This window comes from Mesotoga sp. Brook.08.YT.4.2.5.2. (genome assembly GCF_003351125.1).
GTDB lineage: Bacteria > Thermotogota > Thermotogae > Petrotogales > Kosmotogaceae > Mesotoga.
Window position 1 is genome coordinate 22,304 of sequence record NZ_JPGZ01000056.1, and the last position, 26,900, is coordinate 49,203.

The following is a 26,900-nucleotide window of genomic DNA, read 5'->3' on the forward strand; positions in this document are numbered from 1 at the left end:
TCCATCGAATTGAGATTCCTTCACTGCTCGGATATTCACCTTGGGAGAAGACCGATCGGCTCCCCGAACAGCCCCTATTCGTCTGCAAGATACGAAGATTATTTTTCAGCCTTTGACTATGTAGTTGATTGGGCCGTTCAGAACAAACCGGAGGCCTTCTTCATAACGGGTGATCTCTTTGACAAGAGAGACATCAATCCCGACACTCTTGCCAGAACGCAGAGTATTCTCTCCAGACTGAAAGAAAACGGTATCAGGGTGCTGGCTATAGAGGGAAACCACGACAAGAGCTTTAGCGCGAATGAGTCCTGGCTGAGATTTCTCCATGAGACAGAGTATCTGGAGCTGCTCTGCCCGGTTCAGGGCGAAAAGGACATCGTCTTTCCGAACGTCAGCATCGAAGGTATCAAAGTGTTCGGACTTGGCTATCCCGGCTTCATGGCAGAGGAGATGATCCTCAAAGCTTCTTCTTTTCTTGAGGGCAAAGACAATATAATACTTATCCACACCGCGCCCGGGAACGACAACTTCATTCCCGGCCTTGTGTCACCCGAAGTCTTGAAGATTCTCAGGTCGAAGGTGATCTATGCCGGAGGCGGACATCTGCATTCTCAACTCGCTTTTCCTCTGGAAGAGCCGTTCTTCTTCGTGCCCGGATCGCTCGAATACTGGGACGTCTGGGAGAGAGATAGAAAGGGATTTTACGTATTCGATACGGAGAGCGGAACAGCCGATTTTCACGACTCTCGCAAGAGGGAAAGACAGGAATTCTCCGTTTTTCCCGGTGAGGGCGACGACCTTGACGGATTTGTCAACGAACATGAGATTCATAGAGGAGCCATAGTACTCGTTACGGTAACGGGAAGCGGAGAGTTCTACGTAGATCCCGGGCGTTTGGAGAGGGAGATAGAGTCTTCCGGAGCCCTTAAGGCCTTTGTTAGAGTTAGGAGAACGGATAGAGAGATCACTCTCGACGACTACAGACTGATGAGTGCGAGAGACATCGAACGAGAGGTCATACTCGGCTCCAGGGAGTGGAAGGAGCTCGGAGCAAGAGGCGAGGACCTTGTGGTCGCAATAGAAAAGATGAAGCAGTCTCAGGAAGATGGAAGGTATGACCTGTTCAAAGAATCCGTCGATGCCCTTCTTGAAGCTATAGTGGGTGGTGGCTCTTGAGGATTACTTCGATAGATCTCGAGAACTTCCGCAGCCACTCCAGATATTCCGAAACCTTCGAGAAGGGAATAAACCTCATCCTTGGAAGAAACGGCTCGGGGAAATCATCGATAATCGAAGCTATCGGACTGGCCCTCTTCGGAGGTGGACTGCGCGACAAACAGGAAGACGCAATCAAGTGGAACGAGAGAAGATCGAAAATTACCGTGGCTTTTCTGGCCGACGACGGTCTGGAGTACAGGGTCGAGAAAGTCTTCGGCACCGGTTCAAGTCACGAGCTGCATCAGGGGGAACTTCTCATTGCCCGCGGGAAGGAAAACGTGATAGAGAAAATCAGAATTATCTGTGGTCTTCAGGGAGACATCTCGAAGACATTCGAGAACGTGATAGTAGCTTTTCAGAATAGAATCGCCGATCAGTTTCTCGGCAGTCCTGCTGCGAGAAGGGACTATTTCAACAGGGTCTTTCAGGTCGACCTTTACAGGAAGATCTCAACGGATTTCATGCGCAGTTATCTCACCGACCTGAGGAGTGAGAACGAAGCTCTTGAGAGAGAGATCGCCTTCATGGAGCAGCAACTGGAGAGAAAGACAGAAGTTGAAGAGAGGGTGAAGACTCTCTCGGAGGACCTCTCCAGGGCAAGAGAGGAACTGAAGTCTCTGGAAGATGCCCTCAAGAAAGTCAAAGCAGAGAGACTGCGTCTCGAGGAAATCAAAGGAGAGCTCTCTTCGAAGAGAGGACAGTTTGAGCAGCAGCTGAAGTCGTTGAGGGACGAAGCTGCTTCGCTGAAAGGCAATCTGAGGCAAAGAGAGAGGGCGGTCGAGGCCAGAGAAATCGTTGACAAAAGCAGGGACGGCCACGATCTCTATGAGAGATTACTGGAGAAAGAAAATGCTCTAAGCGCCGAAAAAAGAAGACTGGAAGGCCTTGGCGAGCGTTCGGCGGCCATTGAGAAGAGAATCGCTGAACTGCAGACGGAAGTTGCCCGGTCAAGCGGAGCGCTCTCGAATTCAGAGGAAAGACTGGAAGAGAGCGAGAAGCAATTCGAGGAACTGAAAAAGGAACGAGAAGAGCTAAGAAGAGAGATGGAAGCGGCGGAACTCGAGGCGGGCAAGAGGCGGGAAGCCTACAACCTGTGTCTTTCGAGAAAAGAGGCGTTTAAGGTAATCCTCGAAGAATACAGGAAGCCTGAGCGACGGCTGGCCGCGCTTGAGGATCTCTTAAGGAGCCTTGGAAAACTGGAAGGTTCTGAGGAACTCAATGAAAGGCTGGCGAAAATCGATAGCAGTATAGAAAGAGCGAAACAGGAAGTCCTTCTCCTTGAAAAACTGAACGAGGCCTGTGTCAGCAAGGCTTCCCGGAGAAAGGCGCTTGAAGAATACAGAGGCTCTCTCGCCGTTGGCATCTGTCCGCTCCTGGATGAGAAATGCAAGAACATCGAAAATAGAAGTGATTATGAAGGATACATCGAAGGTCTTATAAACGAGCTTGCCTCCGGTGAAAGAGAGCTCTCGAAAAAGATTGCAGAAGTGAAGGAGAGCCCGTCGAGGCTAGGCAAACTGGCGGAAGAGAGGGCTCTTGCCCTCAAAGCGATAGAAGAGACAGATAAGAAACTTAAGGAAAAGGCTGATCTAGAAAAAGAGAAGCTTGACCTTGAAGAGAGAGCGAAGAGCTTCCTCCTTCAGCTCTCGACGATTTCAGGAAAGTCCGGAGAGATCGACGAGATGAGCGAGAGTGTAGAAAAAGAGGTTGGAAATGCCTCCACAGAGCTCGAACTTCAAAAGAAACACATTTCCACGCTCAAGAACCAGATTGAAGAAAGGGATTCGCGTCTGGAAGAAGTCAAGAGCAAGATCAAATCACTCAACGAACTGAAGAAGAAGACGGAGGAAGAACTCGCTTCCCGGTCGACCGAAATCGATGCTCAGAAAAGCATTGTTAAGGAATTTGCGGAGGAACTTGGAAAGCTTCCCGGATTGAGAGCGGAGATTGAAGAGATTCGCAGAGCGATGGTTCTTAACAAAAACGATTATGAAAGATTCAACAAACATGTGACTCTTGCGGGCTATCTCGAGGAGTACTCAGGCCTCTGCCGGGCCTCGCTCGAAAGATGCAGAAAGAAGGCGGCTGGAGTGACCGGCCTCAGAAAAGAGATTATTGCTCTTGAAAAGAGCTTCGATTATTGCCGTCTAGAAGAAGTGAAGAGAAATGAGACAAAGGCCGAAGAAAGTTATGCTCTCAAACGAGACGAAACAATATCCATCGGCAGAGACATAGTCTCTCTGCGGGCAGATCTGAAGAACTTCGCAGAGATGGAAGAAAAGAAGAAGCTCAAGAAGAGAGCCGGCGAAAAAACTTCCAGAAAAATCAAACTCGGAGAGATGATTAGAGACAATCTCAATCTCACCGGAGAGAGAATAACCGCCGGATTTCGGGACGCGATAGAGCGAAAGGCGACCCTAGACTACCAACGAATATCCGGGACCGAAGAGTCAATAAGATGGAACGAAGATTACGAAGTTTCCGTCAAAGCATCCGAATACGGCGACGGTAGCGTCAGAAGTTTCTCAAATCTCTCCGGTGGGGAGCAGGTGTTGGTCTCTCTTTGTCTGAGAGCCGCAATGACGGGGGTCCTCAGCGGAGCGAGATTTGCCGTCTTCGATGAGCCGACATCGAATCTCGACAAAGAGAGAAAAGAACTTCTTGCCCATTCTCTCAGAGAGCTCTTTGGTGAACTCGATCAATCAATAATAGTTACTCACGATGACGTCTTCTCTGAAATGGCTCAGAAGGTAATACGACTGAACGGCAGGAATGAAGACGAATCTCTTTGAATCGGAGGTGCAGTGCTTGAAAACAGTACTCAAGAACATAGACTATCTCGTGACAATGAATGAAAGGAGAGAAGAGCTGAAAGACGCTTATGTCGTCGTCGAAGATGGAATAATAGTCGATGTCGGCAGGGGAACTCCTCCTCCGGGCGACGTGGAGATCGACCTGGCCGGACGGATCATCACTCCCGGTTTTGTCAACACTCATCATCATTTTTATCAGTCGCTCTTCCGCAGCGTAAAGGAAGTCGCCTCAGCCAAGCTGTTCGACTGGCTTGTCTTTTTGTACGAGAGGTGGAAAAATCTCGACAACGAAGCGATATATGTCAGCAGCAAAGTGGCGATTTACGAGATGATGGCCTCCGGCGTGACAACGACAACCGACATGCTTTACCTTCACCCGACGGGAAGGAAAGAGTTCATCGACAGCGAAATAGAAGCGGCCCGCAGTACCGGCGTGAGATTTCATCCCACCAGGGGCTCGATGTCTCTCTCCAGAAAAGACGGAGGATTACCTCCCGACTCGGTCGTCCAGAGCGAGAGAGAGATAATCGAGGACTCCGTAAGACTAATAGAGAAGTATCACGATAGAGAAAAACACTCGATGCTGCGGATAGCCCTGGCTCCATGTTCTCCCTTCTCGGTGACCGAAGAGTCGATGGTCAGGACGGCCGAACTCGCCGGGCAATACGACGTGCTTCTTCACACACATCTCGCCGAAACTAGGGACGAAGACGATTTCTGTATCGAGAAAAAGGGATTGAGACCGGTCGATTTCATGGAAAAGGTCGGCTGGCTCAACGAGCGAAGCTGGTTCGCCCATCTCGTATGGCTGAGCGATGAAGACATCAAGAGGCTCGCCGAGCATGACTGCGGCATGGCTCACTGCCCTTCCTCAAACATGAGACTTGGATCGGGAATCGCCCGTGTGAAAGAGATGAAGGAAGCCGGAATCAGGATCAGTCTTGCCGTTGACGGAAGCTCATCGAACGATACGGGAAACATGCTTCTTGAGATACGAAATGCCCTGATGCTTCAAAGAGTCCTCAATGGAGCCGACGCCCTTTCGCCGAGGGATGTTCTGGAATTCGCGACGCTGGGCGGAGCTAAGGTCTTGAGAATGGACGACTTCATCGGTTCGATCGAGCCGGGAAAGTCTGCCGACTTGGCCGCTTTCAGACTGGACACTCTCTCGATGGCCGGAGGGCTATCCGATCCGGTGGCTTCTCTTGTTCTATGCGACCCTCACAACAGCGACCTGGTTATGATTGACGGGAAGATCCGCGTCCAGAACGGCAGGATAGTCGATGGCGAACTCTCAGAACTAATCAAGAGGCACAACGAAATGTCTATAAGGTTGGTCAGGGGTGAGAGGCTGTGATTGTAACAATAGTTGATATTCATGTCAAGAGTGCGTTTTTAGAAGAGTTCATCGAAGCAACAAGCCGAAATCACAGGAATTCGGTAAGAGAACCGGGGAATCTCAGATTCGATTTTCTTCAAGATCAAAGTGATCCGTGCCACTTTTATCTCTATGAGGCTTACGAGTCTGACGAAGCTGCGATGGAGCATAAATGCACGGAACACTACAAACTCTGGAAAGAAAGTGTGGAACCATTCATGGATCGACCGCGTGTCGGAACACGGACGAAAGTGATCGAACCTAATGGAATAGAAAACTGGAAATAAACCAAGTGCTGCGGGCAGGAATGAGGGGAATAATGCTTTTAGAAGAGTTTAGAGATAGGGTTAAGAGCTTGAGAGAGCTAATAGCTGCCAGAAGTGCAAGCGCCCTTTTGTTGAGCAAGTGCTGTAATTTCTCATGGTTCACTTTCGGAGCCAGGAGTCACATTACCCTGAACTCCACCGAGGGAGAAGCCTCAATTCTCATAACAGGGGATCGCGTCTACATGATCACAAACAATATTGAAAAGCTGAGAATTCAGGAGATCGAGCTGGATGAAAGTCTTCTCGGAGAGTTCGGGTTTCTTGAGTATAGCTGGTTTGAGCCCTCCGGAGAGAAAAGGCTGCTGGACAGCGTGGTAAACGGGAAGCTTATATCGGATACGGGAAGATACTCAAGCGAGTATGTTGATATAACACCCATGCGGAGCGTCTTAAGTGAGACGGAAATCGACACGTACAAAGCTCTGGGAAGAGAGTGCGATGAAATCTTCTCCCTGATAGTGCCGGATTTGAATCGTCATATGACTGAGCTGGAGGTTCAAGGGCTTTTCTATAGGGCCATGGCAGAGAGGGATATAGAGCCGGTGTTGACACTGGTCTTCTCGGAGGAGAGCTCTCTCAGTTACAGACACAATCTTTCGCGAGATGTCAGACTGGGGAAGAGAGGCTTCGCGAGTATCTGTGCAAGGAAACGAGGGCTGATAATCTCTTCGAGCAGGTCTTTTCTGTTTGAGGCATCAGATGATATCAGGAGGCAACACGAACAGAACTGCCTCATTGATGCAAAGGTTATCGGATGCTCGAAGCCAGGAGTGAAGCTTTCACAGGTTTTTGAGAGGCTAGTAGAGGCCTATGAAACGGCTGGCAGGGCAGGTGAATGGAAACTTCATCACCAGGGAGGAACTGCGGGTTACCTCCCCAGAGAGGTGATTGCTAACCTGAAGAGTGATATCGTTCTCCAAATTGGAAACGCGGTTGCCTGGAACCCGACAATTAGAGGCACGAAGTCCGAGGATACTGTACTTGTAGGCAAGTCACAGAACACGATTCTGTCATTTCCCGATTCGAGCTCCTGGCCGGCTCTTGAATTCGAAATAGACGGTGTATCAGTTAAGAGGCCTGCGATTGTTATTGTTGACTGAGCGACAGTATCAGACCGAGAATCGCTTTTTTTCATAATTGACTTATCAAGTTTCATTTGAGTCAACGAATAAGAGTTATAATAAGTTGGGCATGGTTTTCTCTTGTCTAAAATAAAGAGCAGACCATAGAAAGGGATCTTGTTAAGATCCCTTTTTTAAAATGCATAGACCTTGTGCTAAAATGAATTCCGTTCAGCGAGACGGAGGGATCTCAATGAAAACGGTAGTTACGAACAAAAAGGCACGTTTCCAGTACCATCTTATGGATTCATACGAAGCCGGGATCGAGCTTGTCGGTACGGAAGTCAAATCTCTGCGCCTTGGAGGCGCTTCTTTGATTGATACCTATTGCAAGATCGAGAATGGAGAAATCTTTCTTATGGAATGCAATATCAGTCAGTATACACATGGAAATGTTTGGAATCACGAGCCGCGCAGAAAACGAAGGCTCCTTATGCATAGGAAGGAGATACTGAGGCTCGATCAGAAGATCAAGGAAAAGGGATTGACAATTATCCCTCTGAGAATATACTTCAACGACAAGGGAAAGGCTAAGGTTGAGATTTCGCTTGCAAAGGGAAAGAGGCTTTTCGACAAGCGGGAAGATATCGCGAAGAGGGATGTTGAAAGAAGGATGCGTCAACGGACAGACTTGTGAATAATCTTGCTTCCTGGGCGTATTTTTCTTCCGAATAGAGCAGCAATAATGGCTTTGAACCTCAATACTGTTGTGGTATAATCAATCTGTCATATAGTGCCAATAACGCCAATAGCTTTGCAATTATTAAGGGGAGGTGTATTTATGAAGAAAGTCGCTTTAGTAGCTTTGCTCCTTTTTGCGGTCTCACTGGGTCTCTCTACGCCTAAAGCGCTTATAGGTGGTGGTTTTGGAATCAATGCCACTAATCCAGTTTATCAGCCAGAGAGATGGGGTGCCGGTGCTTTTGATCTCTCTCTTCAGCTTCCATTTACTGATAAGATTGGAACCATGTTGAGTGCTCAGGCTGCAATCAGATATCCGACCAATAAGATTGGCCTTTTAAATGCTGACATTTACTTTCAGGTTCTCGAGACACTCAATCTGAAGGTGAGGCTGCTTGTTAGTGTGGGTTCAGTTCAGGACTCTAATTTCGGTGAACCCGGCTGGGAGATAGGAATACTTAATCTCGGAGCTCCTCATCTTGCTGTCGGTGGTGGGTTCCAGATAATGACACCGATCACTGACAAGATGATTCTCAATGGATTTGCCAGGGGTTACAGAGTGAAAGACTATCAAACTCGCCAGGAGGGAGACTTCCCCGGCGGAGATTACTGGCCCCTTCCCGAGTTCTTCTCTGCAGGACTTGGAGTACTCTACGAATTCTAATCAAGAGCTAAAGAGGCTTTTTTGAGCAAGTATTTTTTGCTATTCTTTGTTCTATTTTTTTCTATTGTTGGTTTAGCGGTAACGGGTTACGACAAATTCTTACATTATTCTGTTAGTTATACCGCCTTTGGCCTTTCAAGTTACCTTCTTGGGGACACAGGCGGTTTTGCCTTTACCGCATTACTGGGTGTGGGGAAGGAAGTCTGGGATCTGATTTCAGGCAGAGGTTCCGCGGAGGTTGGAGACCTCATCGCAGACTTTGCAGGCATAGCATCAGCGTATAGTTTTGTTCACAGCCTGCCTTTCAGGCCGATAATAATCTTTAGATGGATATTCTAGAGGGCAATTCATTCATGTTGAGTTCCGGTCAGCGGCCAATCGGCAGGTTTCTTGATGCCGTGTTTCTCTGCCAGTGTTGTGAGCAGTAGTTTTGTCTTGTTATCCAGTTCTATTCCCGACTCTAGAGATCTCTCCCTTGCTAATGCCTCTTTCTCTCCGTGATAGTAGATCTTTTCATGACCCTCGGCTTTGTCACTTGAAACGATTTCGTCGACTATCCTTTCCATGTGTCTTACTAGGTGTGAAGCTTCTCCAAAGAGCTTAAGGTCTAAACAGCCAAAGAAGTGGCACACGCCAGCCTGGGAACTCGAGTAAGTCTTTGCGCTCCAAGTCCCCAAAGATAGCCCGGCAGACAGCAGATCTACAAGAAGCGCCATCCCAAACCCTTTGTGACCACCAAAATCCTCATCGGATCCTCCCAAGGGAAGAATACCTCCGAGGTTTCGATTGTTGAAGTTGTTCAGAACCCTTCTGGGAGAGGTTGTGCTACTACCTGTTTCATCCACTGCCCAGCCGTTTGGAATGTCTCTTCCCAGCCTATCGTAAACCTCTAATTTTCCCCTGGTCACAACGCTAGTAGCCATATCCAGTATGAAATCCTTCTTCGATCCAGGGATGGCTACTGAAAAGGGATTTGTTCCGAGAACGGCCTCCTTCCCGAAAGTCGGAACGACGAGAGGGTAGCTGTTGGTCATTGCTATCCCTATCATCTTTTCTGAAAGCGCCTTTTCGGAGTAATAGGCTGAGATTCCGTAGTGATTTGAGTTTCTGACCGAGACAAAGCCGATCATCGACTTCTTCGCTTTGGTTATTGCAAGATCCATCGCGTAGTTGGAAACACATTGTCCTGGGCCGCCGTTACCGTCAATTGTAGCCGAAATCGGAGTATCATGTACTATCGATGGCTTGGAATCGAGCAGGATATTTCCGCTATCTCTTTCCTTAATGTACCTACCAAGTCTTGCAACACCATGTGAAGGAATGCCACGCAAATCAGCTTCCAACAAAACGTCCACTATTTCATGAGCGGCCTCTATGTTGAAATTCTCGGAAACAAGGATCTCTTCGCAGAGCTTCCTGAGGTTTTCATATGCTACGAGTCTACCCATAATTATCTTGTCCTTTCAAAGAAGTTCCTTGCTATTTCTACATAAAGCCTTCGGGCCCTATGGACTTCTTCAAGTTCCACATATTCGTTCGACCTGTGCGCCATTGAGGGGCTTCCGGGACCTAGTATTACTGTCTCAATCCCTTGCGATGCAGTAAAGGCACCGTCAGTGAAGTAGGTCATTGAGAGCTCTTCGGCTTTCAGGGCTTTCTTTTTGAGCACTTCCTTAACAGATTCAGTGAGAGTGCCTGAAGAGGAGAAAGACTCCCTGTTGAGCAAAATGATTCTCTCTGATTGATTGTATTTGCTTAGAACGGAATCAACGAGAGCGATGATTTCTGAAGAATCTGTGTTCTCTGCAAAACGAATGTCGATAACACATTCGGCCTCATCGGGGACGGTATTTTCTTTTGATCCACCTCGAATGATGTTCAGGCTCTCAGTAAGGCCTTCTATTTTCCCTAGAACCTGAGAAAGCTCATTGTAGGCACTGAAAAGCCTTATAACTGCGTTAACTCCATTTTGCGGTTGCGAACCGTGCGCTGATTTGCCTCTGAATTTCAGTTTAAGCCAGAGCGCTCCCTTCTCTCCGGTGGCAAGTCCTAAAGAAGTGGGCTCACCAATCAGCACAGCCGAGATGTCGAATGGTTTGTGTTCAAGAAAGTACTGTATTCCCGAGCAACCGACTTCTTCGTCGCACGTGGCAAGAAGAGCCACGTTTCCGCAGAACTCCCTATCTTCCGAAAGATCTACAAGCGCCGCAATTAAGGCCGAAAGACCACCCTTCATATCTGCGGAACCTCTGGCATAGAGCTCCCCGTCTATCTGTTCAGGTTTGAAAGGATCGGTATTCCAGTTTGAACCGGCGGGTACAACATCCATATGACCGGAGAAGACTAAATATGAGATTCGGGGATCGCGTTCGATCCTTGCAAGGAGATTCGAACGGTTATCGGCAACTCGGTGAATCTCTACGCTCACTTCTTTTCGCGTGAGAGTTCTCTCGATTATCGATACGGCGAGATCTTCATTACCCGGAGGATTCGTTGTGTTGGCAGAGCATAACTCAAAAAGAAGACTTTCGAGTTGGGAATCACTGTAACTCATAGTTTTATCCCCACATTCCAGATTGAGAAATCATCCTGTCCAAGAATCTCTGATTTAGTCTTTTCGCCGTTAGCAACTCTCAGAACAAGTTCGAAAAGCCTCTTTCCGCCTTCTTCTACTGTCTCTTTTCCGGAGATTATCGCACTGCAATCAAAATCGATGTTCATCTTCATCTTTTTAGCCGTTTCGTGGTTTCCAGTTATTTTTATAACAGGTGCTATCGCATTGCCTGTAGGAGTTCCCTGCCCGGTAGTAAAAAGCACAACTGTAGAGCCACCGGCAACCATTCCTGTGACAGATTCTACATCATATCCGGGCGTATCCATAAGGTAAAGACCTGGCTCCGGATCAATTAATTCGCCGTACTCTTTAACACCTACTATCGGTACTTTGCCGCCCTTAATCATTGCTCCAAGCGACTTTTCTTCAAGTGTGGTCAGTCCTCCCCGTACGTTCCCAGGAGAGATGTTGTTGGGGACGTTTTCTTTATCCACCACATCGCGGCTGTTCTTCATGCTTTCATCAATCATTCTCTTTAGCATCCCTGCAAATCGCCTCTTCATCTCTTCGTTTTTCATTCTCTCAAAGAGGAGGTGTTCTGCACCGACCAGTTCAGTGGTCTCAGAGAGTATCACACGACCTTCTTCCTTCCATAGAATGTCGGCAGCCTCGCCGACTACAGGATTGGCCGACAAACCCGAAGAGAAGTCGGAACCACCGCATTCCATGCCTAGGACAAGTCTTGAAAGCGGAACTTCCTCTCTTTCACTCTTCGAAGCTTCCTCTACCATTTTCCTGACAATTGCAGTTCCCCTTTCTACAGCTTCTACGGTTCCGTAGTCTTGAACCATTATTAGTCCGGCCGGTTTTCCGCTGTCTAGAATCACGTCCCTCAGTTCATGTGGGGACACCCTTTCACAACCGAGCCCAACAACAAGAACGGCTGCCACATTAGGATTTAGCGCAGTATTTATCAGCGTTCTTCTAGTCTGCTGAAAGTCATCTCCCAGTTGAGCGCAACCTTGATTGTGGCTGGCCACTACCGATCCGGGAACAGCGGCCGAAATCTTTCTGGCAACATTCGAAGAGCAAAGAACACTGGGGAGAACGAGGACGTGATTTCTCACTCCAACACTTCCGTTACTTCTTAAATAACCCATCATGGTCTTCATAATATCTGGCCTAAGCCCTGTCACCTCCCTCTTTGATCTCCGTTCGTTCGCTTACAACATTTTGGATGTGAACATGCTGGCCCGTCGAGATGTTCGAAGTTGCAATCCCTATCTTGTTATTGTATTTGATTATTCTCTCGTTTCTTTTGATGTCTCTCACAGCGACTTTGTGACCGAAAGGTATTTCTTCCTTCGCAACCAGCATCTGCAATCCGGAAACACCCTTCACCTCTATCTCTTCGCCGATATCCACTTTCTCAAGCACCGTTGCGACATTGTCGTTTAAAGACAGCAAAATAGCATGCTTCATTTCTAATCCTCCAAATGGGCAAAGCTTTCTTTGGCAGCATAGTCAATATGGTTGGAACTGAGTATAGAACATATCATATTCATTGAGTGCTTGAGATGAACTTCCAGGGCAGCAGAAGCCTTCTCCAGGTCTCCTTCCAGGATGCTCTGCGCGATTTTGAAATGTTCCTCCATCTCGTTAATTATCCAGTCTTTTTGCTGTTCAAGAAGGTAGTATTTGATCACGTTCCGCATTCTGGCGAGCAGTATCGAGATCTTCGACATCATTTCAATTAGATATTCATTATTGCAGTTATTGAGTATCTCCCTGTGCAGCCTGTAGTCAATATCGTAAGGAACTTTGTTCTTTGTCTCCTCCGGTTCCGAGAGGTGTCTTCTCATCCTCACGATCAGATTCGATATGATCTCTCTGTCGATCCGATTAATTGATTCACTCAATGCAAGTTTCTCCAGCACAAGCCTTATCGGGAAGAGCTTCCTGACGTCATTTTCGAGAATCTCCTTTACGTAAAAACTCTTGGCGGCTCCCGGCGCGACAAGACCATCTTCCTTCAGCTTGTGGAGAGCCCCCCTTACCGGAGTAGAAGAAACACCGTAGATTCTTCTCAGCTTCTCGATCGTCAATCTCGCTCCGGGAGGGATTTCCAGTTCTACGATGCTATCCCTTATTGATCTGTAAAGCTGCTGCTGGATTCCCTGAAAGTGATTTGTGTCTGCCGATCTGTTCAAAGTGATCCCCCCAGGATTTGAGGGAAAGCTTTCAGAAATGAAGCAGTTTCCCTTAGAGTTTCTATCTGATCTTCATCGCAGAAGACCTCGACACTGTATTCACCGACATAACTCGATTTGCTCAGCATTTTCAAGAAGCTCTGAAAATCAATCGCGCCCCGCCCCAGAGGTTTGTGATTCGTATCTGCTAGGTGAACGTGTTTTATCAGCTCGATGTTCGAACTTACAAAAGCGGGATCCTTCAACTCATCGAAATGGTCAGAATCAAGGAGAATTCCAAAACTCCTCAGCTCTCTCTCAGAAAGAAAAGAGGCGGCTTCGACACAGTTATTAAGGATCGGGCAGACCACCTTCCTCAATGGTTCTATCAAGACGGACAAGCCCTCGAGTTCACTTCTCACATACGAATCGATTTTTTCCAGCGATTCTCCAAGCCTCTCGAGTGACCTCTGGAGGCCGTCGGACCATATTACTCCCCTAAGTCTGCCGATATTAAGGTTAACTCCTAGAGCATGTGCCTTCTTGGCTGCCTGCAAAAAGGAGTTCAGCGCTCTCTTTCTTTCGTTCGCGTCTATGTGGTTCAGGTAAAGGCCGGCAGTTCCTGCCATCTCGCCAGTGCAGAGAAATATGCACTTCAAAGAGTACTGTCGCTCGAGTCGCTTCAGTTTTTCAACATCCACTTTTTCGGGTTCGGCGATCATGAGCTCAAAAGAGTTGAAACCGGTACCCGCCACTGCGGCGAGCGTCTCTTCCAACCTGCCGGTGAGGCCAGTGACCTTTGCACTGGCCGGAATATCCTCGTTGGCCACCATAAAGCTTACTGCCATCTCTTTCACCTCAGCCCACCGCACTCACTAGCGCCATTGAGAGCGACACCGCTTTTGCGAATTCATTGTCGCTCCTCGATGTGAGAACAACGGGGAATCCTGCTCCCAAAAGGAGCCCGGCCGTCTTGGACTTGCCTAGATGTACGAGCCCTTTAATAAGGTTGGCCGCTGATTCAAGATTAGAACAGACCAGTATGTCGGCCTCGCCTCCGACCTTAGACGTAATTCCCTTCTTCAGTGCCGCTTCCTTTTTCAGGGCAGTATCTATGGGCAGGGGGCCGTCCACGAGACACACTCCAAATTGCCCTCTTTCCGCCATTTTTGACAACACAGCTCCTTCAACGAGGTCGCGATTTGTTACCAAGACTCGCTCATTTATTCCGATTACCGCGACCCTTGGTTCACTTATTCCGATCGATCTTGCAAACTCAACGGCATTCCTGAGTATCTCTGCCTTTTCCTTCAAATCAGGTGCAACGTTGACCGTCCCATCAGTTATGAAAAGCAGTCTTGGATGCTCGGGGACCTCCATACAGGAAATGTGACTTATAAGCCTTCCGCTAGCCCTTACCCTGGGGCTCTTTAAGAGCTCTCTCAGAAACACGGTGGTATTGATGTCGCCTTTCATTAGGACGGCGGGAGTATCTCCCTCCAAAGCAGAGACAGCATTTGAAGCATTATCTTCTTCAGATTCTCCTTCGACAACACGCGTCGTGTTCAGAAACCCTTCAGATGCCGCCTTCTTTATCTCTTCCAATCTTCCGAAGAGAGTGAATTCAAAATTGCCGTTAGAGGAGGCAGTTGATTCTATGGCCTTCATCGTCTTTCGATCATGCGGTTGCACGCAATTTACTCTCACGCGCTTCTGCAACTTACTTGCTTCAAGAATGAACTCAGAAAGGGAATTAATCATCGATCATCACCTCAGTATTCCAGGGCCTCTTCGATCCCCTGTATTACTCTGTGCGCTCCTTCGGCAAGGCTTTCCATCTCGTATTCTCCCGGGAAAAGAAGAACTCTTATACCCTTTAGTTTCGCAAGAAGTCTTTCTCTGACGTAGTCACACTTCACTACGCCACCCGTAATGGCAAGGGCGTCGGGAACTCCGTCAAATACCGCCAGCAGACTGTATGAGTATTTTGCAATATTGTAAATGTACGCTTCAAGCGGCATAGAATCGATTTCTCCATTTTTTACGCCTTCGGCGATCCGTTCAACGTCGCGCATTCCAAAGTGGGAAAACAGACCGCCCCTGTGAGCCAGGTATTCGAGATAATCGTCTCTCGAGCGTACAAACTCCGCCAATTCGTGAGTCGGGAGGGCGCCCGCTCTTTCCACAGAAAAGGGACCTTCCTTGTCACTGTTATACAGATCGACCATCTTTCCGTTCAGATGGGCGCTTACCGAGGAGCCGCCTCCTAGATGGGCCACTATGAGCTTCGCTTCCTCGTACCTCTTTCCCAGTTCAGTCGCAGCTTTCTTCGCGACTGCCTTCATGTTCAACGCATGGGAGAGTGAGTTTCTTCTGATCTCCTCTATTCCTGTTATTCTTGCCCACTCGGCGAGTTCGTCCACACTGATCGGGTCGACGGTGAAAGCCTGCATTCCGAATTCCTGAGCCAATTCAAAAGCTATCACGACAGCTGTGTTTGCAGGGTGAATGCCCTGAAGGCCCTTCCTGGCGTCACTGACCATCTCTCTGTTAATGTGGTAAACTCCGGAATTCAGTGGTTTCAATCTCCCCCCTCTGGCCGCCACGGCAGTCAGTTGGGATGGTCTTATCCCGTTTCTGTCCAGTTCTTTGAGGATCTGATCCTTCCTTATTGTGTACTGATCGGGAAAAAGGGGAAGGTCGAGCATGTTATCGTCAAGGGAAAGCGTCTTCTTGAACACTTCATTTCCATCTTTGAAGACGGCCACCTTGGTTGATGTCGAACCGGGATTTATGACGAGAATCAGACTCATTTCATGTAATCTCCGACTATTCTCTTGAATTCGTCAGGTTCGAGGACTGTGTTTCTTATTCGTCCTTCCTTTCGCACAATTTCCGTCAGTTCTTCAAGCTGGTCTTCTGTCGCCTGTATGCCCAATCTCTTCAACCAGTATTTTATGCTTGCCTGACCGCTGAAGGCGCCGAGCTTCACGTCTATCTCGCCCATTCCTACGAGCGAAGGAAGGTACGGGGTCATGGCGGCGTTAATTCCGGCCGCATTCAACTTGTCGATTGCATCAACTACGATGCCCGATTCGACCCAGAAGAGACGCTTCCCAACGACCGGCTTATTGTTCGCCACTGGGATTTTCGAAATATCCTCGACCAGTCGCGAAGTGTATCCGATCTTCCTCAGATCGACTCCTGTATCTATCCCCATCAGGAGTTTCAGGCCGGCGGCGACCTCTTCGGTAGCTACGTTGCCCGTCCTTTCGCCAAGCCCGTTGATCGAGCTGTGAATGCCTGATACACCAGCTCTTACTGCGGCGAAAACCGATCCCATTGCCAGACCAAATTCATTGTGAACGTGGAACTCCAGCGGGATGTCCGGAATGGCCTTCCTAAGCTCAGTGAAGATGAACTCGATTGCAAATGGGGAGGCGACTCCAAAGCTATCCACAAAGACAATACTCTCCGGTTTCGCTTGCTTTGCCACTTCTGTGAAGACTTTCAGGACATAATCGGGGGTCGATCTTGTTGCGTCCCAGCCCATGAAGGTCGGCTTCATGCCCTGTTCCTTCGCGTAGAGTATTGCCGAAACGACTCGGTCGATCAGTTTTTCGGGGGATACACCATAGACAAGCTCGTTATCGTATGGATTTACCGCGTGTTCGACCACTACTCGTGTGGCGCCGCAATCGACAGATTCATCGATATCCTTCTTCAAAGACCTTGCGAATGGAACGATTTCCGAATCGAGATCCATGTCAACGAGTCTACGTATAGCCCTCTTGTTCTCGTCGGAGACTATCGGCATTCCGACCTCAATGGACTTCACACCCAAATCATTCAGCGCAACTCCGATTCTCACCCTTTGATCCTCGCTCCAGGTAAGACCACAAGTCTGTTCTCCATCTCTCAGCGTAACGTCGTGTATGTAGATACTGTCTTTTGCGTTTTCTCCCTGGATATCTCTCTCATAGTTGAGAGGACTCACCCAGCGGGATTCATCGAAGTATGGTGTTTCATTTAGCTTCATGTAATCAAGATCTTTCGGTTTCATTATTGTGCCTCCTTATTCGATATTTCCGGCAATACAAGTGAGTTCTGAAGAACCGCGATGCTTTTGCCGGCCGGCGCCACTCGGTCAACAACCGATTGAATATCTTGATGGACCGTTAACCCGAGTTCATTGAACCGATCTGTAAATTTTGTGTCACTCACAATGTGAATCCTTTTCTTCTCAATAACTTTCCTTACTGCATAGGCCGCCACATACGCTAGCGGGTCTTCGGTGGTAATCATGTCCAGTCTTTCTAGGATCTTTTCTGCCTCCAACTTGAGTAATGAGGCGAATAGAGGATGGTCGCCAAAGCCTTCATCGAGTGACGAGACCATAACGATGTCTCCTCCATTTCTGGTAACAAGATCGGATGTGTACAGCGCTTTGCCGCACTGCCAGAAATCGGTCACAGAGGGGAATGAAGATATCACGGTGACATCGGCTTTTTCCGGGAACTCTCGGAGCAGCTCTTCTCTCGCGACTTTGACGCCTTCTCTGTGCGCAGTTACATGATTGCCCGATACACATCCGGCGATTCTTCCTTCGATATCGTAGTAGAAATTTATAATGTAATCAAGTCCCACTCGTTTTCCGGTTTCATCTATAAGTTCCCTGAACTCATTGTCAAGAACTCCGACGTCGGCTCTGCTCTTCAGAATTGCCATCCTGTGGGACTCAAAGACAGTTTCATATGCAGAGACGCCCGGAATTACAATTTTAGCTCCACCCGACCATCCGGAGAACCTGTGAGGAACGATCGAACCCACTCCAATTGTGAGGTCGGCTTCAACCGCTTCGTTTATCCTGATCGGAACTCCAAGGAATTCTCCATAGTCTTTCATCCTGCCGGCTGCTTCTGCATCGTGCTGGAGGATTCTGGTATCGCGAGAAAAACTGCCGAACTTCTCGGTTAGCTCATCAGCCGTCATTTGTCTGTGAGTTCCAGTCGCAACCAGCAAGGAGACTTTGCTCCAGGGAATTTTGTTTTCGACGAAAAGCGATTTCATGAAAGAGAGAGTCTCAAAGATTGGAGAGTGCCTTGTATGATCCTCTACGATCAGGACTATCTCTTTCGCAGATTTCGCAAGCTCCAGGATCGGAGCAGCATCAAATGGCTTCAGTAGCGATTCACGCAGAGAGCTGCCCTCTCCGCTTCTCTCAACAGGTGAAGTCGGAAGAAGTACTCTTCCCGCCGGAACTTCCAGCTGAAGTCTCTCCTTCTCTCTATAGTCAAGCGAGAATTTCATCTTACTTACCACCGAAATACATTTCTCGGATTCTCTCGTCGCTCTTCACTTCATCGACGGAGCCTTCGAGTTTTATTTGACCTTGCGATACGATGTAAACTCTGTCGCTCATTGGGAGCGAGAGCTTCGCGTTCTGTTCCACAATCAACATTGTAAGACCCGTATCCTTGACGTAATTTTTCAGAGTCTCGAATATTCTCTTAACGATAACAGGAGCCAGTCCCATGGAAGGTTCGTCTATCATCATGATCAATGGATCGGAAACGATGGCCCTTCCAATTGCAAGCATCTGTTGCTCTCCACCGGAAAGCGTGCCGGCCATCTGATTTTTCCGGGACTTCAGTTCCCAGAAAAGCTCATAAACTTTCTCGATGTTTGGGCGAGCCTTTGCGAGTCCAATTCTAGTAGCAGCAACTTCAAGGTTTTCTTGCACGGAGAGTTCTGGGAATACCTGCCTTCCTTCTGGAACGTGTATTACCCCCAACCTGGTGATTTTGTGGGGCGGCAGATGTTGAATCTCATCTCCGTTCAGCAAGACCTTGCTTCCCGACTCGGAAGCCACTAGTCCGGAAATGCTCTTTAGTAGAGTTGTCTTACCTGCTCCGTTTGGTCCAAGAACAGAGACGACCTCTCCCTTTTGGGCTTTTATAGAGACTTTTCTGAGAGCAGGAACCTCGTTATACGAGACTGAAAGATCTATGGTTTCAAGCAAGGCCATAATCAATCCTCCCCCAGGTAGGCTTTAAGGACAAGTGGATCCTTTTCGATTTCGTCGAACTTTCCCTCCGCAATAACCTGACCGAAGTTGAGAACATATACCCAGTCGGCAACTGCCTTGATAAAGTCCATCGTGTGTTCTACCAGTAGAATCGTTATTCCTCTTTCCTTAAGAATAATCATCAAGTCCATGATCACCTTGAATTCATCTCTAGTCATACCCGCTGCCGGTTCGTCGAGGAAAATCAACTGAGGTTCAAGGGCTAGTGCTCTTGCTATTTCTAGACAGCGTCTCAATCCGTATGCCATGCCGGTAGGAGAGTCATATGCTCTCTCCTCAAGTCCAACAAGCCTCAAGAGCTCGAGAGCCTTCTCTTTGTTCTCACTTTCCTCTCTTCTAAACTTCGGGGTTCCCAAAACGACGCTCAATGGGCCTGACTTGTAAAACGACTTTCGAGCAACCAGAACGTTCTCTATAACTGATAGGTTCTCGAAGAGCCGGATTTTCTGGAATGTGCGCGCAATACCTAATCTACTTATCCTGTTTATGTCCATTTGAGAGATATCCTGATCTTTGTAATACACTTTTCCGCTTGTAATCGGGTGTACTCCTGTTACTACATTTATGAACGTCGTCTTTCCGGAGCCATTCGGACCGATAAGAGCTGTGATATTTCCCTGAGAAATTCCTATCGAAAGTTCATTGTTTGCCACAACTCCGCCAAATCTCTTTGTCAACTTTTCCGTTCTTAGTATGTCCATCTTCAGCCCACCTTACAATGTCTTTGTGTTGCTTCTCTTAAGTTTGAAGACCTTTCTGAAGAGATTCTCAAGTATCGGCCCGAGCCCCATGGGTACGAATATTATGATAACGATAACGATCAGTGAGGTCACCATTAAGTAGTAGTTCTCCCAGCCGCCGAATCTGAGGAATTCCGGCAGAAGAGTGAGCCCGATTCCGCCGACAACTCCTCCGCTCATGTGTCTAAGACCACCAACAACGGCCATCGCAACGAAATTCGATGACTCAAAAAACGTGAATGGTTCGGGCGAAAGAAATCCTGCCAGATGAGCGTAAAGCGCTCCTGCAAGCCCTGCCAAGCCTGCCGAAAAACCGAAAGCGGCGATCTTTAACTTCTTTGTAGATATTCCGCAGGTCTCAGTGGCCACATCATCGTCATTCATAGCAAGCATCGCTCTGCCGAAGTGAGAGTGCTTGATGCGGTACATAATGAAAACTGACACGAGCAGTATCCCTCCAAAAAGCCAGAACACCTGACCGTAGGAAAGCATGTTATTTCCCACTGAATAGAATGGGATTCCGAAGAAACCATATGGCCCCCCGGTTATCGGTGTGAGATTTATCACGAGCATCCAGACTATTTGCCCGAAGGCGATTGTTACTAGAGATAAGAAGAAGGCCTTTAGTTTGAACGAGGGGATACTCAGCAGGAAGCCCGCAACAACGCTCAGAACTACTCCCGCAATAACCCCAATCGAAATTGGTAGTCCCAGCCGCACAGTGAAGTATGCCGAAGTGTATGCTCCAATTGCGTAAAAACCCGCCTGCCCGAGCGATATCTGGCCAGCGAAACCTGTAAGGAAGACCAACCCTGTTGCAAGGATGGAGTGTATCAAAGCCCTGTTCATTAGGTAAAGGTGATACATGTTATTCGTGAAAAGTGGGAATAGTATTATTAGTAGTATCGCTCCTACAATCAATATCAGCTTCTTCATCTCGCACCCCCTATATCTTCTTGCTCTTCCAGTTGAATATTCCGGAAGGCTTGAGTATTAGAACGGCGACAAGAACCGAGAAGGATATGATGTCTCTGTATGTAGAAGAGATGTAGAGGGTGGAGAAGTTCTCCAGCAATCCAAGAGATATTCCGCCCAGTATCGTCCCGTACGGATTGGTCAATCCGCCGAGAACGGCAGATGCGAACCCTTTGACACCAATTGACCCACCACCAAGTTCTAATGACACGAAGTATATCGGGGCAAGAAGTATACCTGCAATTCCCACCACACACGTGGCCAGTATAAAAGAAAGAGAGGTCGTTACCTTCACATCTATTCCCATAAGAGCCGCGGCTTCCCTATTCTGTGCGGCAGCCCGGAATGATTTTCCTATGAGCGTCTTGTTCAGTAAGAAGTAAATGAATACCATAAGGATTCCGATTACCAAATAGATATTGAGATAGAGAGTAGGAATTCTTATTCCGCCTAAAGAAATGAAGTCTTGGCTTCCCCCAAATACCGGTGGAAATGGCTTGGGCAAAGCCCCATAAGTGACGATTATCAAGTTGAGCCAGAAGGTGCACAGCATAAGCGTGGCGACCACGAATTCGAGACGTCCGCCTCCCCGCTTCCTTATGGGCTCATATATAAAGGCTCTCAATCCCAACCCATAGAGCGCTATTACGGCTATAGACAAAACGAAAGAAATGAAAAAACCCAAGTTCAGTTGAGTATAGAAACTGTAGAAGAGATAGGCTCCCAACATCGCCGACGATATGTTGGCAAAGTTTATTCTTGAGATCGTCAGCCACAGGAAAACAACTCCGAGCCCTACAAGTCCATACGTAGCACCGATTGAAGCCCCTGAAACAATGATTTGGAGAATGTCTTGAAGCATTATTCACACTCCTTGTCTTGATAAGTGAAGCGGGAGGCAGGCTGAGCACGCCCCCTCCCGCAAAGAGGCTCAGTACAGTTTGTTGATAATCTGCCAGTCCTTTCCATCAAACTGGGAGATTAGACAGACGTTGGTGAAGTTATGGTGTTCATCGCACTTCAGTTCTCCCTGAACACCAACGATATTTGCTTCATTGGCCAGGTACTGTGCGAGCTTAGTACCGTCGGTTCCAACATTCCTCAGGGCATCCGCTAGAAGATACATTCCATCGTAATACGCCTGAGCGGGATCGCTCGGTTCCTTTCCGTCCCATCTTGCTTTGTAAGCTTCAACAAAAGCCTGGACCGCGGGATCTGGATCGACCGGGTTAAAACCTTGAACAGAATAGACGCCAATTGCGGCTTCTGGAGCGAGATCTGTAAATGCCGGAACGCCCCATGCAGAGAAACCGATAATCGGCACATCAATCTGCAACTGCCTTAGCTGGTTGACAGTAACGGCGGCCTCGGATTCGTGAGTAAGTCCAATCAAACCGTCGAAGCCTGCGTTTTTGAGCTTCAACAGCTGACCAGTCGCATCCTTGTCTCCTTCCTTGATCTGTTCCATTGCCACAATCTCTATTCCGTACTTGGGAAACTCTTCTTTTGCAACGTCAAGGCCTGCAAGACAGTAATCAGTAGATCCGTAGACGATTCCGGGTTTTTCAATCCCAAGAACCTCAACCGCGTATTTCACAAGCTGAATAACCTTTACTTTGTCGTCAGCTCTGAGTCTGAAAAGAAAATCGTTGGGAATAACTGAGTACCTGAACGAAGGAGAAGTAGCACCGACTAGCATCGGAACCTTGGCCTGCTGAGCCAACGGGTGAACTCCAATAACCGCACTGCTCATGTTAGGTCCAAAAACTGCCACTACGTTGTCCTGAAATAATGCCCTTCTAATAACACTGGAAGCCGTGCTAGGATTGGCAGCATCGTCGTATACAATCATTTCAAGCATATCTCCATTAATTCCACCGGCAGCGTTGATCTCTTCCAGTGCTAACTGAGCACCCATCTTGATGTAGTCGCCCAAAATCGAACCGAGACCGGTAAACGGTGCAACCAATGCGACCTTGATTGTTGCTCCAAATGCCGCAACCCCGATTAACAAGACAATCGCGACTACGAGTACCTTGCTTAACTTCATCCAAACACCTCCATATTTGGGGCCTTCTAGAGCAAGCCCCGTTCTTTGGGAAGAAAGATTAACACGAAATGAACGCGATGCATTATACATCATGCACAGTGTATCATTATTTTCTTGAATGGTTTTAATGTCTTCAGACCCGATCACGATCGAATAATTCAAAATAGGCTTGATTATCAAGCTATAGTTGGACTGATTGCAGTCGGAGGTTGTTTTCTGAAATGGTTTCAGTCCAATATCAGGAGCAGATCAGATCAACGCTTGCCTTACAACACGGTTCTTTCGCGCTGACGCACAACCATTCATGAAAGGATCATGAGTTGCTGCTGGTAATCCGCTTTCTTGCTAGCGATTGGTTTATAATAGCTTTAGAGCATATTTTGTGTAGGGGCTCTTTCTGGGGGTGTTGTCTGTGAGGGTGTTCTTTCTGATGATTCTTTCTTTGGTCTTAGTTTCCACTATGATAGCTGTGGAGATCGATCTGGGAATGAGTGTGGATGTTACTCAATCCGATCAAAACAGCCTTAGCTGTGCCAGGCTTTCGCTTCTCGGCTGTATCGGGCCAATCTCTCTGGATATTCCTGTCGCTCAAGTGTGGCCTTCAGAAAGAAGGATTGAATTCTCGGATCCGTTCTTAAGTTATGTTGGCCTTAATCTGAAGCTTCCCATTACTGTTCTATTCATAAAAGCCGGTTTAGGTGTTCAGGTAAGGGGAGTGATTGACGTACTTGGAGCAAAAATCGAAGGCTGGGATCTTCCAGCCAGAGTTAGGGCCGGCTTCGGTGTTTCTGATTCTGGTCTTTTTCTTGAGGGCGGTTTGAATCTCGATTTTACGCCGTCACTCGAAAATATGGAATTCTGTCCTTACATTGCGGCGGGACTGGTTTTCTAGCTAATTGACCTTGAGTAGTTTGGAGAATTCTTCTTTAACATTTTTATAGGCATCGCCAGTGAGCCATCTCTGCCAGCCGTATTTTCTGTAGGTGTCTCTGACTTGAAAAATGTAGTTCATCGGATCTATGTGTACTTCTTCGATCCTTTTTGAAAGCTCGAAGGCAACTCTAGCTGCGTTCATGGGGAGAACCGGACCGACAAAAGCTCCGACCTTGATGCCGCTGGCAGTAAGCATGTCGATTGTCTCGAGTCTTTCTTCAAAGGAAGATGAACCCGGTTCAAGGATCTTTCTGACAGCGTCTATGTCCGTAGTGACCGTTATCAAAACCCTTGCCTCTCCTTCGGAGGCTTTCAGCAGTTCAATATCCCTTCTAATCAAAGCGGACTTTGACATCAAGAATACAGGAATTCGGTGAGAGATGAGTATTCTCAGAATTTCACGGGTGATTGCATACTTTTCTTCTATATGCTGATATGGATCACAGGCCGTACTGAGAAACACGGCGCGCTTGGGATGGTGAGCGATCTCTTTCCTCAGAAGAGAGACAATATTCTTACGAACCTGAACGTCTCTGCCCCATCTGCCGCGGCTGTACTTGAAAGGGCCGATAAACCTTGCAAAACAGTACTTGCAGCCGATTGTGCATCCAACATAAGGATTGACCGTGAAATCCGTCAAAGGAATACCTGATTTTGTAAGGGCTTTGCTTGCTCTTATCTCTTCAATCATATACAGATAGATTCTACAGCGTTTCTCTTCACGAATGCGTTTTTGAAAGTGCATATGCGTCGCTTCATCTATTCTGTAATGATATAATTAACCAAAATAGGAGGTGTTACTGTGTTGAGGGTTATCAGTACTGACAAGGCGCCGGCAGCGGTTGGACCATATTCTCAGGCGATAGCGGCGGGCGGTTTCCTCTTTGTTTCTGGACAGATCCCCCTCAACCCGTTGACCGGTGAACTGGTGACGGATTTCGAAGGAGCATGCAGACAATCACTGGAGAATTTATTCGCGGTTATCGCCGCCGGCGGGTCGAGTCTGGACAATATCGTGAAAGTGAACATCTATGTTAGAGATATGGGGAAATTCTCGATACTAAACGAAATCTACATGACGTATTTCAAGGAACACAAGCCCGCGAGAGCTGTCGTTGAAGTCTCTAACTTGCCCAAGAATGCGCTGGTAGAAATGGAAGCTGTGGCGATAATACCGTAATCAGGAGGATATCATGGGTATTTCTATAAAGCTGCCCGATGGCACAATCAAGGAGTACGGGCAAAGCGTAACACCATCAGAACTGGCAAGTGACATTTCCGAGGGCCTTGCCAGACGAACCTTCGGTGCTGTTGTCAATGATGAGTTCTGGGATGCAGACAGGCCAATTGAACGGGATGCTTCTGTGAGACTGATTCTCGACAAAGATCCTGAATCGGCTGTCTTCTTTAGGCACACGATGTCTCATATTTTGGCACAGGCTGTTATGAGGATCTATGGCAAGGATCAAGTCAAGCTGGCCATAGGGCCTACAATTGAGAATGGATTTTACTACGACATAGATCTGGGAGATATTAGAATAACTGAAGAGGATTTGCCGAAGATCGAATCCGAGATGGAGAAGATAATCAAGGAAGATCTCACGGTGGAGAGGTTCGAGCTGCCTGTGAGCGATGCAATAGCTCTGATGAAAAAGGAGGGCCAGCCTTACAAGGTAGAGCTGATAGAGGATCTTGTAAAGGATACTGGTACTGATAGCGTCACATTCTACAAGCAGGGAGAATTTGTCGATCTTTGCAGGGGACCTCACGTTTCTTCGACGGGCAAGGTTAAGTATTTCAGGCTTACATCTGTATCCGGGGCCTACTGGAGAGGCGATGAGAACAACAAGATGCTTCAGAGGGTTTATGGTACTGCCTTCGCCAAGAAGAGCGATCTCGAAGCTTATCTAAAGATGATAGAAGAAGCGAAGAAGAGGGACCATAGAAAGCTTGGTCCTGCTCTAGGTCTGTTTACAATCAATTACGAATACGCTCCCGGGATGCCGGTTTTCCTTCCGAAAGGTACGGAAGTGTTGAATCAACTCCTTCAGTTCTCCAGAGAGAAGCACATAGAGGACGGTTACAGGGAAGTGAGTACGCCACAGGTCATGTCGGATGCCCTGTGGAGAACATCAGGGCACTGGGATCATTACAGGGACAACATGTACTTCACGGAGAAAGAGGACCAGCAGTTTGCGGTAAAGCCAATGAATTGTCCCGGTCATATCATAGTCTACAAGTCCTCGTCTGTGAGCTACAGGGATCTTCCGATGAAGCTCTTCGAGTTTGGGAAGGTCCACAGATACGAACGTTCAGGTGTCCTGCATGGGCTCTTCAGGGTAAGAGGCTTCGTTCAGGATGACGCCCACATATTCTGCACAAGAGAACAGATTCAGCAGGAGATCATGGGCGTGATCGACTTCGTAGAGAAGATATACTCGCCTTTCAATTTCGAGTACAGGGCGGAGCTCTCGACGAGGCCTGAAGATTACATGGGCGAAGTGGAGCTCTGGGATATTGCTACAAAGGCACTTGAAGATTCTCTGAAGGCAAAGAATATGGAGTTCAAGGTCAATGAAGGTGATGGGGCGTTTTACGGTCCTAAGATCGATTACCATATAAAGGATTCGTTAGGAAGGGAATGGCAGTGCGCCACTATTCAGCTCGATTTCATGATGCCCGAGCGCTTCGGAATCAAGTATGTGGGCTCCGACAACGAGGAATACCAGCCAGTTATGATTCACAGAGCCATCTACGGCTCAGTTGAGAGATTCATGGGAATACTTATCGAGCACTTCGCAGGAGCCTTCCCAACGTGGTTTGCTCCGACCCAGGTTGCAGTCATCCCCATAGCCGACAGACACATCGAATACGCCGAGTCAGTCGCTTCTGAACTGAAGAACAAGGGGTTCAGAGTCGAGGTTGATGACAGGCAGAAATCTACAAACTACAAGATACGGGATGCTCAGATGCAAAAAGTGCCCTATATGTTGATAGTCGGTGATAGAGAAAGAGAGCGCGGCACCGTATCTGTAAGACTGCGAAGTGAAAAAGATCTTGGATCCATTGAACTCGACAAGTTTATCGAGAAGCTTTCTGAAGAGATCAAGACTAGAAGGGCCACGAGTGTTTTTGAATGATAAAGAGACCCCTGCAATGCGGGGGTCTTG

The 26,900-nt window shown here is 47.8% G+C and carries 27 protein-coding genes; 11 read left to right on the forward strand and 16 right to left on the reverse strand.

Annotated features, from left to right (window positions below; translation table 11 throughout):
• Positions 1–9: 9 nt before the first annotated feature.
• The 8 genes from Q502_RS13430 (at position 10) to Q502_RS13465 (ending at position 8,540) form a co-directional block, all read left to right on the forward strand.
• Positions 10–1,176: an exonuclease SbcCD subunit D gene (locus tag Q502_RS13430; protein ID WP_099829672.1), complete on the forward strand. Its 1,167-nt coding sequence runs from the start codon at positions 10–12 to the stop codon at positions 1,174–1,176.
• Positions 1,173–4,010 (forward strand): AAA family ATPase, encoded by a 2,838-nt coding sequence (locus Q502_RS13435; protein ID WP_099829673.1) that lies wholly within the window; start codon positions 1,173–1,175, stop codon positions 4,008–4,010. Before Q502_RS13430 ends, Q502_RS13435 begins: the two co-directional genes overlap by 4 nt.
• A gap of 16 nt (positions 4,011–4,026) precedes the next feature.
• Positions 4,027–5,388 (forward strand): 8-oxoguanine deaminase, encoded by a 1,362-nt coding sequence (locus tag Q502_RS13440; RefSeq protein WP_099829674.1) that lies wholly within the window; start codon positions 4,027–4,029, stop codon positions 5,386–5,388.
• Positions 5,385–5,696, forward strand: coding sequence for an antibiotic biosynthesis monooxygenase (locus tag Q502_RS13445; RefSeq protein WP_099829675.1), 312 nt, complete (start codon positions 5,385–5,387; stop codon positions 5,694–5,696). Before Q502_RS13440 ends, Q502_RS13445 begins: the two co-directional genes overlap by 4 nt.
• 32 nt (positions 5,697–5,728) lie before the next feature.
• Positions 5,729–6,835 carry a Xaa-Pro peptidase family protein gene (locus tag Q502_RS13450; RefSeq protein WP_099829676.1) on the forward strand — a complete coding sequence of 369 codons (1,107 nt, stop codon included), beginning with the start codon at positions 5,729–5,731 and terminating at the stop codon, positions 6,833–6,835.
• A 214-nt stretch (positions 6,836–7,049) separates the two neighbouring features.
• Complete coding sequence (gene smpB / locus Q502_RS13455; RefSeq protein ID WP_099829677.1) at positions 7,050–7,493, forward strand: SsrA-binding protein SmpB; 444 nt, start codon at positions 7,050–7,052, stop codon at positions 7,491–7,493.
• A gap of 144 nt (positions 7,494–7,637) precedes the next feature.
• Positions 7,638–8,201 (forward strand): hypothetical protein, encoded by a 564-nt coding sequence (locus Q502_RS13460; protein WP_099829678.1) that lies wholly within the window; start codon positions 7,638–7,640, stop codon positions 8,199–8,201.
• Between the two features lie 21 nt (positions 8,202–8,222).
• Positions 8,223–8,540, forward strand: a complete 318-nt coding sequence (locus Q502_RS13465; RefSeq protein WP_243392292.1) for a hypothetical protein — start codon at positions 8,223–8,225, stop codon at positions 8,538–8,540.
• A gap of 8 nt (positions 8,541–8,548) precedes the next feature.
• Here the strand turns inward: Q502_RS13465 and Q502_RS13470 are convergent, their stop codons facing one another.
• The 15 genes from Q502_RS13470 to Q502_RS13540 all read right to left on the reverse strand — a co-directional run bounded on the left by Q502_RS13470 (position 8,549) and on the right by Q502_RS13540 (position 22,797).
• Complete coding sequence (locus tag Q502_RS13470; RefSeq protein ID WP_099829679.1) at positions 8,549–9,649, reverse strand: Ldh family oxidoreductase; 1,101 nt, start codon at positions 9,647–9,649, stop codon at positions 8,549–8,551.
• Positions 9,650–9,651: 2 nt separating this feature from the next.
• Entirely contained in the window at positions 9,652–10,755 is a 1,104-nt protein-coding gene (locus tag Q502_RS13475; protein ID WP_099829680.1) for a M20 family metallopeptidase, read from the reverse strand.
• Positions 10,752–11,951 carry a UxaA family hydrolase gene (locus Q502_RS13480; protein WP_207759741.1) on the reverse strand — a complete coding sequence of 400 codons (1,200 nt, stop codon included), beginning with the start codon at positions 11,949–11,951 and terminating at the stop codon, positions 10,752–10,754. Before Q502_RS13480 ends, Q502_RS13475 begins: the two co-directional genes overlap by 4 nt.
• Complete coding sequence (locus tag Q502_RS13485) at positions 11,938–12,237, reverse strand: UxaA family hydrolase (RefSeq protein ID WP_039659601.1); 300 nt, start codon at positions 12,235–12,237, stop codon at positions 11,938–11,940. The genes Q502_RS13480 and Q502_RS13485 overlap by 14 nt, the downstream gene beginning before the upstream one ends.
• A 2-nt stretch (positions 12,238–12,239) precedes the next feature.
• The gene (locus Q502_RS13490) at positions 12,240–12,965 is read right to left on the reverse strand and encodes a GntR family transcriptional regulator (RefSeq protein WP_099829682.1); all 726 of its coding nucleotides are present in this window, start codon (positions 12,963–12,965) and stop codon (positions 12,240–12,242) included.
• Positions 12,962–13,792: a sugar phosphate isomerase/epimerase family protein gene (locus Q502_RS13495; protein WP_099829703.1), complete on the reverse strand. Its 831-nt coding sequence runs from the start codon at positions 13,790–13,792 to the stop codon at positions 12,962–12,964. The genes Q502_RS13490 and Q502_RS13495 overlap by 4 nt, the downstream gene beginning before the upstream one ends.
• Positions 13,793–13,802: 10 nt before the next feature.
• Complete coding sequence (locus tag Q502_RS13500) at positions 13,803–14,705, reverse strand: phosphate acyltransferase (protein ID WP_099829683.1); 903 nt, start codon at positions 14,703–14,705, stop codon at positions 13,803–13,805.
• Positions 14,706–14,716: 11 nt separating this feature from the next.
• Positions 14,717–15,757 carry a butyrate kinase gene (buk, locus tag Q502_RS13505; protein ID WP_099829684.1) on the reverse strand — a complete coding sequence of 347 codons (1,041 nt, stop codon included), beginning with the start codon at positions 15,755–15,757 and terminating at the stop codon, positions 14,717–14,719.
• The gene (locus Q502_RS13510) at positions 15,754–17,007 is read right to left on the reverse strand and encodes a LeuA family protein (RefSeq protein ID WP_099829685.1); all 1,254 of its coding nucleotides are present in this window, start codon (positions 17,005–17,007) and stop codon (positions 15,754–15,756) included. Before Q502_RS13510 ends, buk begins: the two co-directional genes overlap by 4 nt.
• A complete protein-coding gene (locus Q502_RS13515) occupies positions 17,007–18,254 on the reverse strand; it encodes a lactate racemase domain-containing protein (protein ID WP_099829686.1) in 1,248 nt (415 codons plus the stop codon). The genes Q502_RS13510 and Q502_RS13515 overlap by 1 nt, the downstream gene beginning before the upstream one ends.
• A gap of 1 nt (position 18,255) precedes the next feature.
• Positions 18,256–18,972: an ABC transporter ATP-binding protein gene (locus tag Q502_RS13520; protein ID WP_099829687.1), complete on the reverse strand. Its 717-nt coding sequence runs from the start codon at positions 18,970–18,972 to the stop codon at positions 18,256–18,258.
• Positions 18,973–18,974: 2 nt separating this feature from the next.
• Entirely contained in the window at positions 18,975–19,733 is a 759-nt protein-coding gene (locus tag Q502_RS13525) for an ABC transporter ATP-binding protein (protein WP_099829688.1), read from the reverse strand.
• Positions 19,734–19,745: 12 nt separating this feature from the next.
• Positions 19,746–20,708 (reverse strand): branched-chain amino acid ABC transporter permease, encoded by a 963-nt coding sequence (locus Q502_RS13530; RefSeq protein ID WP_099829689.1) that lies wholly within the window; start codon positions 20,706–20,708, stop codon positions 19,746–19,748.
• A gap of 10 nt (positions 20,709–20,718) precedes the next feature.
• Positions 20,719–21,609: a branched-chain amino acid ABC transporter permease gene (locus tag Q502_RS13535; RefSeq protein ID WP_099829690.1), complete on the reverse strand. Its 891-nt coding sequence runs from the start codon at positions 21,607–21,609 to the stop codon at positions 20,719–20,721.
• 69 nt (positions 21,610–21,678) lie between these two features.
• Entirely contained in the window at positions 21,679–22,797 is a 1,119-nt protein-coding gene (locus Q502_RS13540; protein ID WP_099829691.1) for an ABC transporter substrate-binding protein, read from the reverse strand.
• 412 nt (positions 22,798–23,209) lie between these two features.
• Between Q502_RS13540 and Q502_RS13545 the strand changes: the two genes are divergently transcribed.
• Positions 23,210–23,689, forward strand: coding sequence for a hypothetical protein (locus tag Q502_RS13545; protein ID WP_099829692.1), 480 nt, complete (start codon positions 23,210–23,212; stop codon positions 23,687–23,689).
• Here Q502_RS13545 and Q502_RS13550 read toward each other — a convergent pair whose 3' ends face one another.
• The gene (locus tag Q502_RS13550) at positions 23,690–24,475 is read right to left on the reverse strand and encodes a radical SAM protein (protein ID WP_243392293.1); all 786 of its coding nucleotides are present in this window, start codon (positions 24,473–24,475) and stop codon (positions 23,690–23,692) included. It abuts the gene before it with no gap.
• 57 nt (positions 24,476–24,532) lie between these two features.
• Between Q502_RS13550 and Q502_RS13555 the strand changes: the two genes are divergently transcribed.
• Positions 24,533–24,910, forward strand: a complete 378-nt coding sequence (locus Q502_RS13555) for a RidA family protein (protein WP_099829693.1) — start codon at positions 24,533–24,535, stop codon at positions 24,908–24,910.
• Between the two features lie 13 nt (positions 24,911–24,923).
• Positions 24,924–26,870, forward strand: a complete 1,947-nt coding sequence (gene thrS, locus Q502_RS13560; protein ID WP_099829694.1) for a threonine--tRNA ligase — start codon at positions 24,924–24,926, stop codon at positions 26,868–26,870.
• Positions 26,871–26,900: the final 30 nt, after the last annotated feature.

Coding starts and splice junctions, on each gene's coding strand:
- Q502_RS13475 (WP_099829680.1), bottom strand. CDS start 10,755: ATGAGTTACAGTGATTCCCAACTCGAAAGTCTTCTTTTTGAGTTATGC.
- thrS (WP_099829694.1), top strand. CDS start 24,924: ATGGGTATTTCTATAAAGCTGCCCGATGGCACAATCAAGGAGTACGGG.
- Q502_RS13515 (WP_099829686.1), bottom strand. CDS start 18,254: ATGAAATTCTCGCTTGACTATAGAGAGAAGGAGAGACTTCAGCTGGAA.
- Q502_RS13535 (WP_099829690.1), bottom strand. CDS start 21,609: ATGCTTCAAGACATTCTCCAAATCATTGTTTCAGGGGCTTCAATCGGT.
- Q502_RS13460 (WP_099829678.1), top strand. CDS start 7,638: ATGAAGAAAGTCGCTTTAGTAGCTTTGCTCCTTTTTGCGGTCTCACTG.
- Q502_RS13450 (WP_099829676.1), top strand. CDS start 5,729: ATGCTTTTAGAAGAGTTTAGAGATAGGGTTAAGAGCTTGAGAGAGCTA.
- Q502_RS13550 (WP_243392293.1), bottom strand. CDS start 24,475: ATGCACTTTCAAAAACGCATTCGTGAAGAGAAACGCTGTAGAATCTAT.
- smpB (WP_099829677.1), top strand. CDS start 7,050: ATGAAAACGGTAGTTACGAACAAAAAGGCACGTTTCCAGTACCATCTT.
- Q502_RS13525 (WP_099829688.1), bottom strand. CDS start 19,733: ATGGACATACTAAGAACGGAAAAGTTGACAAAGAGATTTGGCGGAGTT.
- Q502_RS13540 (WP_099829691.1), bottom strand. CDS start 22,797: ATGAAGTTAAGCAAGGTACTCGTAGTCGCGATTGTCTTGTTAATCGGG.
- buk (WP_099829684.1), bottom strand. CDS start 15,757: ATGAGTCTGATTCTCGTCATAAATCCCGGTTCGACATCAACCAAGGTG.
- Q502_RS13485 (WP_039659601.1), bottom strand. CDS start 12,237: ATGAAGCATGCTATTTTGCTGTCTTTAAACGACAATGTCGCAACGGTG.
- Q502_RS13520 (WP_099829687.1), bottom strand. CDS start 18,972: ATGGCCTTGCTTGAAACCATAGATCTTTCAGTCTCGTATAACGAGGTT.
- Q502_RS13495 (WP_099829703.1), bottom strand. CDS start 13,792: ATGGCAGTAAGCTTTATGGTGGCCAACGAGGATATTCCGGCCAGTGCA.
- Q502_RS13500 (WP_099829683.1), bottom strand. CDS start 14,705: ATGATTAATTCCCTTTCTGAGTTCATTCTTGAAGCAAGTAAGTTGCAG.
- Q502_RS13470 (WP_099829679.1), bottom strand. CDS start 9,649: ATGGGTAGACTCGTAGCATATGAAAACCTCAGGAAGCTCTGCGAAGAG.
- Q502_RS13510 (WP_099829685.1), bottom strand. CDS start 17,007: ATGAAACCGAAAGATCTTGATTACATGAAGCTAAATGAAACACCATAC.
- Q502_RS13530 (WP_099829689.1), bottom strand. CDS start 20,708: ATGAAGAAGCTGATATTGATTGTAGGAGCGATACTACTAATAATACTA.